Genomic DNA, 13,810 nt, shown 5'->3' on the forward strand with positions numbered 1-13,810 from the left:
ATGAGCCCCACCCCGAAGCATCCCGCCCTCGACGACATCTCGAAGCGGATCGTCGAGCTTCTCCAGGAGGACGGGCGGCGCCCCTACGCCGAGATCGGCCGTGAGGTAGGGCTCAGTGAGGCGGCGGCTCGCCAGCGCGTGCAGCGCATGACCGAAGCGGGCGTCATCCAGATCGTCGCCGTGACCGACCCGCTGCAGCTCGGCTTCCATCGCATGTCGATGATCGGCATCCGCGTCGATGCCGATCCGCGCGTCGTCGCGCAGGAACTCACGAAGATCACCGAGCTCGTCTACGTCGTCGTCACGCTCGGCACCTTCGACATCCTCGTCGAGGCCGTCTGCGAGAGCGACGAGGACCTCATCGATCTCATCGCGACACGCATCCGCACGATCCCCGGTGTCGTGCACACCGAGAGCCTGCTCTACGCGGGGCTCTACAAGGACCTCTACAACTGGGGCACGCGCTGACGCGCGCCGCGGGTCAGGAGCACAGCATCATGGGAACCACCGTCTTCGAAAGACAGCAGCCCGCAGAGTCCGTGATAGACGCGTCTCTGCGCGACACCGCCTTCGGCGTCTTCTGGCTGGATGACGTCGAGCGGGTCGAGCATCCGACCCTCTCCGCCGACATCGCCACCGATCTCGCCATCGTCGGCGGCGGCTACGCGGGCCTGTGGACCGCCGTGCGCGCCAAGGAGCGCGACCCGCAGCGCCGCGTCGTCCTGCTCGAGGCCTCACGCATCGCGTGGGCCGCCTCCGGACGCAACGGCGGCTTCTGCGAGGCGAGCCTCACCCACGGCCACGAGAACGGCGTGAACCGCTGGCCCGACGAGATCGACCGGCTCGAAGAGCTCGGGATCGAGAACCTCGACGCGATCGAGGCCACGGTGAAGAAGTACGACATGAAGGTCGACTTCGAGCGCACCGGTCAGCTCGCGGTGGCGGTCGAGCCGCATCAGGTCGAGTGGTACCGCGACGAGCCGGGCTTCCTCGACGAGGCTGCCGTGCGGGCCGAGATCCACTCGCCCACGTTCCTCGGAGGCGACTGGGATCGAGAGGGCTGCGCGCTCGTGCACCCCGCGAAGCTCGGCATGGAGCTCGCACGCGTCGCGGTCGAGCTGGGCGTGGAGATCTACGAGCACTCGATCGTCCGGGCCATCGAGGGCGACGGGGCGGGGCCGATCAGGCTGGTCACTCCCGGTGGAACGGTGACGACGGATGCTGTCGCCCTCGCGACGAACGTGTTCCCCTCGCTGCTCAAGCGCAATCGCCTGATGACGGTGCCGGTGTACGACTACGTGCTGATGACCGAGCCGCTGACGGCAGCGCATCGGGAGTCGATCGGCTGGTCGAACAGGCAAGGCCTCTCTGACAGCGCGAACCAGTTCCACTACATCCGCCTCACCGCCGACGACCGCATCCTGTTCGGCGGCTACGACGCGATCTACCACTTCGGCGGCAAGGTGCGCCCCGAGTACGAGGACCGCGTCGAAAGCCACCGAAAGCTCGCCTCGCACTTCTTCACGATGTTCCCGCAGCTCGAAGGCGTGCGCTTCACGCACCGCTGGGCGGGCGCGATCGACTCGTCGAGCCGCTTCTGCGCGTTCTTCGGCACGGCCCGCCGAGGGCGGGTCGCGTACGCCACAGGCTTCACGGGTCTCGGTGTGGGCGCTGCACGCTTCGCGGCCGACGTCATGCTCGACAAGCTCTCGGGCGAGGTCACCGAGCGGACGGAGCTCGCGATGGTGCGAGAGAAGCCGATCCCGTTCCCGCCGGAGCCGGCCGCCGCGATCGGCATCAACCTGGTGCGGGCCGCCATGAACCAGGCCGATCACAACGAGGGCAAGCGCAATCTGTTCCTCAAGACGCTCGACGCGGTCGGCATGGGATTCGACTCGTGAGCGCACTGGCGGCGGGGCAGGCAGCGGATGCCGGAGCCCTCGAACTCTCGCACGAGCCTCTGCCCACGGCATCCATCGCCTGCGGCGTCCCGACCACCGCGACGTTGCCGCTCGCGACCATCGGTGCGACCGAGGTCGGGGTGTGGGAGATGACTCCGGGCACCGCCACTGACACCGAGGCCGACGAGGTCTTCGTCGTGCTCTCCGGGCGTGCGACGATCCGGTTCGTCTCGCCTGAGCTGCCTCCCCTGGAGGTGGGCCCGGGCTCGATCGTGCGCCTCGCCGAGGGCATGCAGACAGAGTGGACCGTCAGCGAGACGCTCCGCAAGGTGTACGTGGCCTGAGCGGCTCCGCTCCGGCACGACCGGACCGCCGGGGAGAGCGCGGCCGTGCCAACCGCCTCATACCGGCACAGGCACCGAATCGATCAGCAGGCGCGTGTACTCGTGCTGAGGGTCGCTGAGCAGTCGCTCGGTGGGGCCGGCTTCGACGATTCGCCCTCGGCGCATCACGATGGTCTCGGCGCACACTCGGCGGACGACGGCGAGATCGTGACTGATGAACAGCAGGGTGAGGCCCTGGTCACGGCGGATGCCGGCGACGAGATCGAGCACCTGCGCCTGCACCGAGACGTCGAGGGCGCTGGTGGCCTCGTCCATCACGAGCAGCTCGGGCTCGACGGCGAGCGCACGGGCGATCGCGACCCGCTGGCGCTGACCGCCGGAGAGCGTCCTCGGTCGCGCGGCCAGGTGCTCCTCCGACAGGCCCACCGCGAGCAGGAGCTCCCGCGCCCGCTCACGGGCGGCGGCGCCGGTGTGCGCGGTGTGCAGCTTCAGCACGTCCTCGATCGCCCGCCCGGCGGGGATGCGCGGGTCGAGCGAGAGGTACGGGTCCTGGAAGACCATCTGCACGCTCTTGGCACGATCGAGCCGTTCTGCCCGGCCGTGGGGAACGCCGGCCATCGAGCGTCCGCCGATGCGGATCGTTCCGGCATCCGGTTCTTCCAGCCCGACGATCATGCGCGCGAGCGTCGACTTTCCCGACCCCGACTCCCCCACGATGGCGAGAGATCCGCCGCGGGGGATCGTCAGGGCGGCATCCGTCACCGCAGCGACAGGCGTCCTGCCGCGGCGTCGATAGGTCTTGCCGACGCCCGATACCTCGAGCTGTGCTTCGGCGACGGCATGCGCGGCGGGCGCGCTGACCCCTCCCGTGAGTCGCGGAGTGGCCGACACCAGCCTCCGCGTGTACTCGGCCGCGGGTGCCGTGAGCACGACGCGGGCGGGGCCCTCCTCTACGACACCTCCGTCCTTCATCACGACCAGGCGATCACACAAGGAGCCCGCGAGGTTGAGGTCGTGCGTGATGAACAGCATGCCCATGCCGTTCTGTTTGCACAATTCGCGCAGAACCTGCACGATCTCCGCCTGGGTGGTGACATCGAGCGCCGTGGTCGGCTCGTCGCACACGAGCAGCTTCGGCGACGCGCTCAGAGCACCGGCGATCATCACCCGCTGCAGCATGCCGCCGGACAACGCGTGCGGATGCTGCTCCAGCTGCTCACCCGGAGACGGCAGCCGCACGGAGGTGAGCAGTTCGACGGCACGGTCGCGCGATTTCACCGCGGACCATCCCTCGCACAGCCGCAGTGCTTCTGTGACGTGGTCGCCGATCGTGCGCATCGGATTGATGCCGGCGCGCGGGTCCTGGAACACCATGGCCGCTTCGTGACGGCGGATCTCCTGCCGCCCCGCCGCATCGGCGAGCGGCGAGCGGCCGTTCACCGTGACACTGCCCCCGACCACCGCCCGATCGGGAAGCAGACCGAGCACCGAGCGCGCAGTGAGCGACTTGCCCGACCCGGACTCGCCGACGAGACCGACGGTCTCTCCGGCTGCCACGTGCAATGTGATCCCGTGCAGCAGCCGAACGCCGTTCGGCAGGTCGAGGGTCAGCTCGTCGATCTCGAGAAGGTTCATGCGGGGTTCTCCCCTCCGATGCGGTCTGACAGCTCTTCGCCGATGAGGTTCACCGCGACGACGGCGAGAACCACCACGACGGCCGGCGCGATGGCGGGAAGGAACTGCCCGGCGGCGACGCCCGACTGCGCCTCATTGATCATGGCGCCCCAGTCGGCGGTCGGAGCCTGCACGCCGAGGCCGAGGAACGACAGCCCGGCGAGCTCGGCGAGCACGTACCCGAAGTTGAGGGTGGACTGCGCGCCGACGATCGGGGTGATGTTCGGCAGCACTCGGCGCAGAGCGATCCACGCGCCGCCGAAGCCCTGCACGCGGTAGGCGGAGACGTACGGCCTCATACGCTCGGCGGCCACGAGTGATCGAGTCAGCCGGGCTACGAACGGCGCATAGGCGATGCTCATGGCGATCACGGGCGCCAGCAGTCCCTTGCCGAACAGTGCGACCGCCATGATCGCGATGAGCAGTGAGGGGAAGGCGAACAGCACGTCGAAGACGCGGCTGAGGGCCGCGTCGATCCAGCCGCCCCGCCATCCGGCCCACAACCCGAGGAGGATTCCGATCGCCGTGGAGAAGACGACCACGGCGAGCGGACCTATCAGCGCGGTGCGACCGCCCCAGATGATGCGGCTGAGGATGTCCCGGCCCAGCGAGTCGGTGCCGAGCCAGTGCGCGGCGGACGGCGGAGCGAGAAAGGACGCGAAGTCGACCGCATCCGGGTCGTAAGGAGCGACCAGCGGCGCGAGGATCGCGGCGAGCGTGATGGCGGCGAGCACCACGAGCGCCGCGGCGTACAGCAGAGGAGGGCGGGGGCGGCGCGGAGAACGCAGCACCCGCATGGCGAGGGTGGGTGTGGACGAGGTCATCGGGCACCAGCTCCTGCAGCGGACCGAGGATCGATCCAGGGTTCGAGGATGTCGACGATCGCGTTCATCACGACGAAGGCGAAGACGACGAGAAGGACGATGGCCTGCACGACCGGGAAATCGAGGCGGTCGACGGACTGCACGAGCAGTGAGCCGATTCCGGAGAGCCCGAACGCCGCTTCGACGATCGAACTCGCGACGATGAGCCCGGCGACCAACACTCCGCTCACCGTGAGGATCGGCCCGAGCGCGTTGCGCAGCACGTGCCGCCGTATGACCAGGCGACGGCTCACTCCTCTGCTCGTCGACACTTCGACGTGCTCACGGCTCAGCTGATCGATCATCGCCGAGCGCGTCACCTTCGCGACGAGCACGATGAAGACCAGCGCCAGCGCGATCGACGGCAGCGTCAGGTGGCGCACCATGTCGAGGAAGCCATCCCCTGATCCGAAGGACGGGAACCAGCCCCACTGCACCGAGAACACCGCGATGAGCACGATCGCCCCGACGAACGAGGGGATCGCGCCGAGCATCGTGAGACCGATGAGGATCAGCCGGTCGACGCTCCTGCCGCGGTTCAGGGCGGCCAGCGCGCCGAGCACGACTCCCGCGACCGCGATGATGACTCCTGCCATCACCACGAGCATCAGCGTGAGCGGCAGCCGATCGCCGATCACCTGGGACACGTCCTGCCGGTACTGCAGCGACCTGCCGAAGTCGCCCTGCACGACGCCGAGCACCCATCGGACATACTGCTCCCACGGCGGCAGATCCAATCCGTACTGGGCTGTCACGAGCGCGACGGCCTCGGGACTGGGCTTGCGCCCGCGGAGCAGGAAGCTCACCGGGTCACCGGGGACCAGGAACCGCGAGAAGAAGACCAGCAGCGACGCCAGGAACAGCGTCAGCAGCAGACCGCCGAGCTTCCCGACGACGCGGCGTGCGGCGGCCATGGTCAGCGGGCGCCGATCGTGGCGGCCCACGGATAGTAGAGGAACGCCACCGACGGCTGCACGCCCGTGATCCGCTCGCCCAGGTACAGCGAGACCGGCGCCTGGTACAGCGGCAGCCAGGGCAGCTCCTCATTGGCGATCTGCTGCGCCTTCGCGGTCAGTTCGCTGCGCGCCGCCGGATCGTCGACTGCGACCGCCTCGTTCACGAGCGCGTCGAACTCGGGGTTGGACCAGTCGCCGTAGTTGCTGAAGTCGCCGGTGCGCAGAACCGAGTACATCTCGAGCGGATCCGGGCTCGACAGGTACCAGCTCGTATAGAACAGATCGACGCCCTCCCGGGCGCTGGGGTCGGAGAACAGCGCGGTGTAGGCGTTCGGGGTTACGGTCTCCACCGTGACCTTCAGCCCGATCGACTGCGCCGCAGCAACCGTCGCCTGCGAGATCACGGAGAAGTCGTTGCTGATCGGCGCGGTGACGTAGGTGAGCTCCGCGCCCTCGGCGCCCGCCTCGGCGATGAGTCTCTTCGCCTCTTCGACGTCCTTGGCGTAGTGGGTGACGTCGTCGAAGGCTGCCGCGCGCCCGGCGTCCGATGCATCCTGCCACACAGACTCCGTCGTGAGCACGTCGCTGGGCTCACCCACGCCGCGGTAGGCGGCCTGGAGGATGCCGTCACGATCCATCGCGAGCATGAGCGCCTTGCGCACCCGCACGTCTCCGAGCGGTCCCTCGAGGTCACTCACGACGAGGGAGCCGACCGCCGTGTTCAAGCCGAACAGGACGTCTCCCCTGCCCGATGCCTCGAGCGTGGATACCGACTCCATCGGAAGCATCCACGAGCCGTCGACGCTGCCGGACTTGAGCGCGTTGATCCGCGCCGTCGCATCGTTCATGAAGACGAACTTCACCTCAGCCGAATGGGCTGCGAGAGACTTGTCCCAGTAGCCGTCATAGCGCGTCAGAGTGATCGACTCGCCGGACTCCCACCGGGAGAAGGCGAAGGGGCCCGTGCAGTTCACGCCACCGGTCGAGTTGCCGTAGTCTGCCCCCTTCTCGGCGAGCGTGGCAGCCGACTCGATCACACCGGCCGAGCCGCCCATGCCGAGATTGAACTGCGAATCAGCGCCTGTCATGGTGACGGTCACCTCGTCGTCTCCGGTCTGATCGATCGAGGCGACGTTCTGGTAGACCGAATACCAGAACGATCCCACCGCCGGGTCGAGGTGCCGATTCATCGAGGCGACGACGTCGGCCGCTGTCAACGAGGTGCCGTCGTGGAACGTCACGCCCTGACGGATCGTGTAGACCCAGGTGTCGGGAGTCGGGTGGGCGAACGACTCTGCCAGCCCCGGGCTGAGCGAGAAGTCCGGATTCAGCCGGAGCAGCGATTCGCAGACGTTCGCGAGCACCGAGTTGTCGGCGTAGTCGAACGCGTAGGCGTAGTCGAGGGAGTAGGGCTCGGCGTAGCTCGCGAACGTGAACGAGTCGATGTCGCCGCTGGGAACGGCGGTCGTCGTCGTGAGCTTCCAGTCGAGAGGCTCGTCGGAGCCGCCACCGGCGGCGGGGCTGCAGCCGGCGAGGGCGGAGGCGACGAGGATGCCGACGCAGGCGGCGGCTCCGCGGACGACCGTGCGGTTCATCGGGACTCCTTGAGTGTGGTGGCGGGCACGGCCCCGTAGACGAGTCGGCCCTCGATCCAGGTGGATGTGACGCGCGAGCGGTGGATCTCGGATGCGGGCACGGAGAACGGGTTCGGGTCGATCACGACGAGGTTGGCGAGGCAGCCTTCGCGAACGCTGCCCGTGTCGTCTTCGCGACGGTTCACGTACGCGCTGCCCGACGTGTACGCGGCGAGCGCCGTCTCGAGGTCGAGTCGCTGGTGCACGCCGCCGAGTGGCCCTCTGCCGGAGCCGGGGTACGCACGGTTCACGGCGACGTGGATCGCGGCGATCGGATCGGCGGTCGAGACCGGCCAGTCGCTGCCGGCCGCGAACCGGGCGCCGGCCCGCGCGAGATCTCCGAAGGGATACTGCCTCGCGTCCTGACCGTCCTGGAGGAACGGGAGCGTCAGCTCGTCGAGCTGGTCCTCATGTGTGGCCCACAGGGCCTGGATGTTCGCGATCGCGCCGAGGGCGGCGAATCGCGGCACGTCCTGCTCGGCCACGACCTGGATGTGCGCGAGATGGTGGCGTCCATCGGTCGAGCCGTTGACGTCGCGCGCCTCCTGCAGCGCATCGAGCGCTTCGCGCACGGCTCGATCGCCGAGTGCGTGCATGTGCACCTGCTGGCCGGCCGCGTCGAGGGCCGTGACGTAGCAACGCAGGTCGGCCGGTGCGATGAAGCTGAGACCGTGATTACACGTGTCATGGCCGGCCTCGTCGCGATAGGGGTCGAGCATGGCTGCGGTCTGGTTCTCGGCGACCCCGTCGACCATGATCTTCGTGGTTCCGAGATCGAGGCGGCGGTCGGGATGCCGACGGGCGATCTCTGCGCGGCGAGCCAGCATACGCTCCACCTGCTCGATGCCGCCGTCGCGCACCCACCACTGCGCTCCGACGACATGCACCTCGAGGGTGCCCTCGTCGAGTGCGCGCTCGTAGGCGGCGAGCGGGTCGGCGATCCCGGCCACCGCTGCACCGACCATCGCGTCCTGCCAGCCGGTGATGCCGAGGGCGATGAGTTCCTCCTGAGCTCTGAGCAGTCCCTGATAGGCCAGCTCAGCCGAGGTGTCGGGCCGCACATGCTCGAACAGGTCGCCCGCGCCCTCGTGGAACGTGCCGGCCGGAAAGCCGTCGGCCTCTCGGACGATGCGACCGTCGGCGGGATCGGGCGTCTCTGCGGTGACTCCTGCGCGTTCGATGGCGGCGGTGCTCGCCCAGGTGCTGTGATGATCGCGGCTCTGCAGCGAGCACGGGTCGCCCGCCCGCCGCCTCATCGAGCAGCCGCCGCGGAGGATTGCCGCCGGCGAAGTGGTCCATTCCCCAGCCGCCGCCGAGGATCCACTCCTCATCAGGGTTCGCCTCCGCGTATGCGCGGATGAGATCGACGCACTCCTGGGCGCTCTCAGCATCCGTCAGATTGCACTGCAGCAGCTCGATGCCGCCGCCGACCGGGTGGATGTGCGCATCCTGGAACCCGGGGCTGAGCAGAGCGCCGCGCAGGTCGACGAGACGGGCTTCGGATGCCGGATCGAGCTGATCCTCCGGAATGACGGCCGCGACACGACCGTCTCGGACGATCACGGCCCGCCCCTCCAGCGGCCTGCCGCTGCCGGTGAACACGGGACCCCCGTGGAAGATGATCTCGCCTGACATCGTGCGCCTCTCTGCGTCGTCGAAGTTGCTGAATCGGCACAACGGTATCGGGCGTCATCGGCGATGTCAACGCTGTTGTCATTAGCGATGCGCTAGCGTAATCTGCTGCACGACATCGCGGCAGCTCATGGCACGATGGAGCGAGGAGGACCGGAGAGACGATGGCGAGCGACAAGGCAGCAACCAGGGTGCGACTGGATCGCGCGATGATCATCGACGCCGGAATGGAACTCGCCGAGACCGGGGTCGCCTCGATCTCCGTACGCGATCTCGGCGCGCGCCTCGGCGCGGATCCGACCGCGATCTACCGCCATTTCGCCAGCAAGGACGCGCTCATGAGCGCCCTGCTCGACGAGCTCAACGGCCGCGCGGCGGCCTCGGTCGGCATCCCCGCCGAAGACTGGGCGGGCAGGCTACGCGCGCTCGGCGAGGCCACACTCGCCGCGTTCATGCGCTATCCGGCGATCGGCGCGGAGGCGACGACCCTCACCACGCATGGGCCCGGCGAGCTCGCAGCCATCGAGCTCATGCTCGACGCATTGCATCGTGCCGGACTGCGCGGCCAGGACCTGGTGCGCCACTACGCGCTGCTCGCCTCGCACGTGCTCTCCGTCGCCGCGGGCATCGCGCGTGCGAGAGCCGGACGCGAGGTCGACACGGATGACAGCCCGTGGATCGACGCGCCTCTGCTCGCGGACCCGAGGCAGTTCCCGCTCATCGCCGAGCACAGCGTCCTGCTGTCCGACTTGAAGGACCGCGAGCAGTTCCTCCTCGGCATCGACGTGATCATCGATGCGGCGGCGCGGGCCGCCGCGAACGCCTGATCGCCGTACCCCTTGCGCTCGAAGTAGTTTTGTTGCAAAACTACTTCGAGCGCGACTCATGGTGAGTGCGCGCGAAGGAGAGATCGATGAAGATCATCATCGTCGGCGCGGGTATCGCAGGTCTCGCTGCGGCCGTCAGCCTGCACGAGGCCGGGCTCACCGACGTGTCCGTCTACGAGCGAAGCGCGACCATCCGGGGCCTCGGCGTGGGCATCAACCTGCTCCCGCACGCGATGCGCGAGCTCACCGAGCTCGGAGTGGCGGACGCGATCGCCGCACTCGGTGTCGCACCGACCACCCTCGCCTACTTCAACCGCTTCGGACAGGCAATCTGGAGCGAGCCGCGCGGTGTCGATGCCGGCTACCGATGGCCGCAGCTGTCGGTCCATCGCGGCCGCCTCCAACTGGCGCTGAGAGACCTCGCCGAGGTCCGTCTGGCCGATCCGGTCCGCCTGGGCCACCGTCTCATCGGCATCACGAGCAACGCCGACGGCACCGAGACCGCACGCTTCGCCACGGACGATGGCGAAGTCACGGTGACGGCGGACGTGATCATCGGCGCCGACGGCATCCACTCGGCGTTGCGCGCCCTGCGCTACCCGGCAGAGGGCGCTCCCTCGTGGAACGGGCTCACAGTGTGGCGCGGAGTGACCCGCATCCCGGCGTTCCTCGACGGCCGCACCATGATCATGGCAGGCGACGGCGAGCAGAAGTTCGTCGCGTACCCCCTGTCCGACGTCGCCGACGACGGACGGATGCTGGTGAACTTCATCGCCGAGAAACGGATCGGCGGTTCCGCGGATGCCGACTGGAACCGCGCCGTCGATCCGGCGCCGATCGCGGAGCTGTTCCGCGAGTGGAGCTTCGACTGGCTCGACGTCCCCGCCGCGATCTCGGCTGCGGACGAGATCCTCGAATACCCCATGGTCGATCGCGACGCTCTGCCGCAGTGGACCTTCGGTCGCACCACACTGATCGGAGACGCCGCGCACGCGATGTACCCGAACGGCTCGAACGGTGGCTCGCAGGCGATCCTCGATGCCCGGATGCTCGCGCTCCACCTGGCCACCGCGGACACCATCGATGAAGCCCTCTCCCGCTACGAGGACGACCGGCGTCCAGCCATGACGACTCTGCTCGCGGGCACGAGGGCGACCGGGCCCGAGCGAGTCATGCTCGTCGCTGCAGAGCGCGCGCCCGAAGGATTCGAGGACATCGACGACGTCGTCCCGGCATCCGAGCGCGAACAGATCGCCGCCGACTACAAGAAGGCCGCGGGTTTCCTCCCGGAGATGCTCAACGAGCGCTCCTCGCTCAGCCCGGTGCGGCGATGACCAGGTCGGCGCGCGACACCGTCCATGACTCCGCATCGGCGCCCGTGACGCTCGATGCCGCTCGGCTCGCTGCCGTGATCTCCCCGTTGCGCCGTGCGCTGCTGTCGGCCACGCGCGCGTCCGCCGAGCTGCCGGAGCTGCCGGAAGCGCAGATCGACGTGCTGCGCACGCTTCCCCGCGGCACGGCGAAGGGCCCGGCCGAGATCGCCGCCCAGCTGCGGCTCGGCCGCCCGACGATCAGCAACCTCCTCGGCGCCATGGAGTCCGACGGGCTGGTCGAGCGCGGCGCCGACCCGGTCGACGGACGCCGCGTCCTCGTCACCGCCTCGCCGCGTGCTCTCGATCTGTTCGAGCGATTCGACTCGTCCAGCTCCCGCCTCGTCGCCGAGGCGGTCTCTCGCCTCGGCGACGCCGAGCGTTCCGCGCTCAGCGAAGCTCTCCCCGCCCTAGAGCGCCTGTGCGCCGTTCTCACGGGAGCGGATGACTCGGCATCCACTCCCACTTCGACGGAGACACCATGAACCTGCCCGTTCCCGTGCTCGAGCCGGCCTTCGACGTCGTCGTCGAGCTCGGCCCGCTGGAGGATCACCTCGACACCAGCGCCGGGCATCGCCGCGTCGTGCCGATCGTCGGCGGACGGGTGAGCGGCGCCGTCGACGCCGTGATCGCACCGGGCGGCGCCGACTGGCAGGTCGTTCGCCCCGACGGCACGATCGAGATCAACGGCCGCTACACCGCACGGACGACCGACGGCGACTTCCTGCTGCTGCATGCCCAAGGGCTGCGCACAGGAAGCCCCGACGTCCTCGCGCGCCTCGGGCGCGGAGAGGACGTCGATCCGAACGAATACTGCTTCCGCACGACCGTGACGATCGAGACGGCCGCCCCCGGTCTCGCGCATCTGCAGCGGAGCCTGTTCCTCGCCTCCGCGCAGCGACAGACGGATGCCGTGCGCTACCGCGCCTACCGCGTGAGCTGACCCCACCAGGCACGCGCCTCCCGCTCCAGTCGCAGTTCATGCCGCGACGGCATCCGAAGCTGGCGTTCCGGGTGCACTTCGTGCCGCTTGTCGCGAGCCTGAGCGACGCCAACTGCACCCGGAACGGGAGAGGACCCGACCGAGACGACACGAACTGCGACCGGAAACCCGCGCGCGCACGCCGTCACGAGCCGAGAGACCGCAGCGCCTTCACCGAGGCGTACCCGTCGGCGACGTCGCGCACAGGCGTGTCCCACACCCGAACGGTCCCCGCATCGCCGTGATGCGCCGGCCATCCGGGATCACCGTCGACGACCAGCGAGACGGCAGCCGCGTGCAGCTCATCGGCGAGCTCCTGCGGCGGATTCGGCCCGGCCAGCGGCTCCATCGCGGGCCCGTCGAGGCAGTCGAAGAAGAAGGGCACGTCGAGGCAGTGCTCGGCGAAGCCGAAGTGCCCCGAGGGCCACGAGAACCGGTACGCCCAGGTGGGTGCGTCGCCTCGAGCAGCGGCGACGTCGAGCACTGCCGTACGGAACATCCGGTCGGTGAGCACGCGCCCGGCCAGACGGGTCTTGCCGAGCGCGACCACATCAGCGTTCGCGCCGAGGTAGTCGCGCCGAATCGTCTTCGGCACGCCGAGCCTGTTCAGCAGCAGCGCCTGGGGCACCCAGCGCAACGCCTTCGCAGCACCCGTCATCGCCATCGTGAACTCGTCGTCGGTCGACCCGAGCACGAGCGGCTTTTCGGCGCCGACTCCCGCGGCGAGCGCCTCGAGGGTCGGCCGCGGCAACAGGTCGCCATCGACCGACGGGCCCAGCGGGAGCCCCTCATCGATCATCGAGGTGAGCGATTTCGGGCCGAGCTCTGTCGCCTTCTTCTGCAGCTCGAGCACCCGCTCCTCGCCCAACGAGGAGAATCCCGACACCGTCGGCTCGACCCCGCCGGCGATCGCCAGGGCCCGCCCGAACGCCTCCGATCGCGGCGCCGCCACGTCGGCGAGCGCCCCAGAGAGCGCGTACACCCCGTGGAACAGGTGCTGCGCCTTCTCCATGCCGAGCAGGGTGAGCACAGCGCCACCACCCGCGGATTGACCCGCGATGGTCACGCGGCTCGGGTCTCCACCGAAGGCGGCGATGTTCTGCTGCACCCACTCGAGCGCGAGCAGCCAGTCGCGCACACCGCGATTCGAGGGCGCGCCTTCGATCCAGCCGAAGCCGTCGAAGCCGAGCCGGTACGAGATCGACACCGTCACGACGCCGTCGCGGTTGAAGTTGCGCCCGTCGTACCAGGGGCTCGCCGGAGAGCCGGCGAAGTACCCGCCGCCGTGGATCCAGACGAGCACCGGCAGGGCGCCGTCGAGAGACGGCGTGAACACGTTCACGTTGAGCGTGGATTCCCCCGGCACCGACGGCTCGGGGATCAAGGTCACCCCGGGGTCTCCTCGTTGCGCGGTCGGCGCGAAGGACAGAGCGTCGAGCGTGCCCTCCCACGGCTCCTTCGGCACGGGCGCCTGAAAACGCAGGTCGCCGACGGGGGCTTCGGCGAACGGGATCCCCAGGAAAGCGGCCGATCGGACATTGCCTCGACCACCCGTGGTGGGGCGCCAGCATCCGCGAACCCGGCCCGCGGCCGTCTCGACCTCGATGTATTCGGTCATGAGTGCATT

Annotated in this window: 13 protein-coding genes and 1 pseudogene; 7 read left to right on the plus strand and 7 right to left on the minus strand. The window is 69.0% G+C overall.

Features of this window, described 5'->3' with window-relative positions; translation table 11 throughout:
- From QFZ53_RS18985 to QFZ53_RS18995, 3 genes are read left to right on the plus strand one after another with little or no spacing between them, the layout of a single operon-like run.
- Nucleotides 1-468 carry an Lrp/AsnC family transcriptional regulator gene (locus tag QFZ53_RS18985; RefSeq protein ID WP_292910923.1) on the plus strand — a complete coding sequence of 156 codons (468 nt, stop codon included), beginning with the start codon at nt 1-3 and terminating at the stop codon, nt 466-468.
- Between the two features lie 29 nt (nt 469-497).
- A complete protein-coding gene (locus QFZ53_RS18990; protein WP_307299021.1) occupies nt 498-1,901 on the plus strand; it encodes an NAD(P)/FAD-dependent oxidoreductase in 1,404 nt (467 codons plus the stop codon).
- A complete protein-coding gene (locus tag QFZ53_RS18995; protein ID WP_307299024.1) occupies nt 1,898-2,245 on the plus strand; it encodes a cupin domain-containing protein in 348 nt (115 codons plus the stop codon). The genes QFZ53_RS18990 and QFZ53_RS18995 overlap by 4 nt, the downstream gene beginning before the upstream one ends.
- A 57-nt stretch (nt 2,246-2,302) precedes the next feature.
- On the opposite strand, the gene QFZ53_RS19000 is transcribed toward QFZ53_RS18995, so the two are convergent.
- The 6 genes and pseudogenes from QFZ53_RS19000 to QFZ53_RS19025 form a co-directional block, all read right to left on the minus strand.
- Complete coding sequence (locus QFZ53_RS19000; RefSeq protein WP_307299027.1) at nt 2,303-3,880, minus strand: ABC transporter ATP-binding protein; 1,578 nt, start codon at nt 3,878-3,880, stop codon at nt 2,303-2,305.
- Complete coding sequence (locus tag QFZ53_RS19005) at nt 3,877-4,743, minus strand: ABC transporter permease (protein ID WP_307299030.1); 867 nt, start codon at nt 4,741-4,743, stop codon at nt 3,877-3,879. Before QFZ53_RS19005 ends, QFZ53_RS19000 begins: the two co-directional genes overlap by 4 nt.
- Nucleotides 4,740-5,696: an ABC transporter permease gene (locus tag QFZ53_RS19010; RefSeq protein WP_307299451.1), complete on the minus strand. Its 957-nt coding sequence runs from the start codon at nt 5,694-5,696 to the stop codon at nt 4,740-4,742. Before QFZ53_RS19010 ends, QFZ53_RS19005 begins: the two co-directional genes overlap by 4 nt.
- A gap of 2 nt (nt 5,697-5,698) precedes the next feature.
- Complete coding sequence (locus QFZ53_RS19015) at nt 5,699-7,333, minus strand: ABC transporter substrate-binding protein (RefSeq protein WP_307299032.1); 1,635 nt, start codon at nt 7,331-7,333, stop codon at nt 5,699-5,701.
- Nucleotides 7,330-8,628 carry an amidohydrolase gene (locus QFZ53_RS19020; protein WP_307299033.1) on the minus strand — a complete coding sequence of 433 codons (1,299 nt, stop codon included), beginning with the start codon at nt 8,626-8,628 and terminating at the stop codon, nt 7,330-7,332. Before QFZ53_RS19020 ends, QFZ53_RS19015 begins: the two co-directional genes overlap by 4 nt.
- Before the next feature lie 19 nt (nt 8,629-8,647).
- Nucleotides 8,648-9,007, minus strand: a pseudogene (locus tag QFZ53_RS19025) (amidohydrolase family protein); the annotation flags it as partial.
- A gap of 161 nt (nt 9,008-9,168) precedes the next feature.
- Between QFZ53_RS19025 and QFZ53_RS19030 the strand changes: the two are divergent.
- The 4 genes from QFZ53_RS19030 (at nt 9,169) to QFZ53_RS19045 (ending at nt 12,144) form a co-directional block, all read left to right on the plus strand.
- A complete protein-coding gene (locus QFZ53_RS19030) occupies nt 9,169-9,831 on the plus strand; it encodes a TetR/AcrR family transcriptional regulator (protein WP_292907654.1) in 663 nt (220 codons plus the stop codon).
- 86 nt (nt 9,832-9,917) lie between these two features.
- The gene (locus QFZ53_RS19035) at nt 9,918-11,165 is read left to right on the plus strand and encodes a flavin-dependent oxidoreductase (RefSeq protein ID WP_307299036.1); all 1,248 of its coding nucleotides are present in this window, start codon (nt 9,918-9,920) and stop codon (nt 11,163-11,165) included.
- Nucleotides 11,162-11,686, plus strand: coding sequence for a MarR family winged helix-turn-helix transcriptional regulator (locus QFZ53_RS19040; RefSeq protein WP_307299038.1), 525 nt, complete (start codon nt 11,162-11,164; stop codon nt 11,684-11,686). Before QFZ53_RS19035 ends, QFZ53_RS19040 begins: the two co-directional genes overlap by 4 nt.
- Complete coding sequence (locus QFZ53_RS19045) at nt 11,683-12,144, plus strand: DUF3237 domain-containing protein (RefSeq protein WP_292907660.1); 462 nt, start codon at nt 11,683-11,685, stop codon at nt 12,142-12,144. Before QFZ53_RS19040 ends, QFZ53_RS19045 begins: the two co-directional genes overlap by 4 nt.
- 184 nt (nt 12,145-12,328) lie before the next feature.
- On the opposite strand, the gene QFZ53_RS19050 is transcribed toward QFZ53_RS19045, so the two are convergent.
- A complete protein-coding gene (locus tag QFZ53_RS19050) occupies nt 12,329-13,801 on the minus strand; it encodes a carboxylesterase/lipase family protein (protein WP_307299039.1) in 1,473 nt (490 codons plus the stop codon).
- Nucleotides 13,802-13,810: the final 9 nt, after the last annotated feature.

It is taken from the genome of Microbacterium natoriense, from assembly GCF_030816295.1.
GTDB lineage: Bacteria > Actinomycetota > Actinomycetes > Actinomycetales > Microbacteriaceae > Microbacterium > Microbacterium natoriense_A.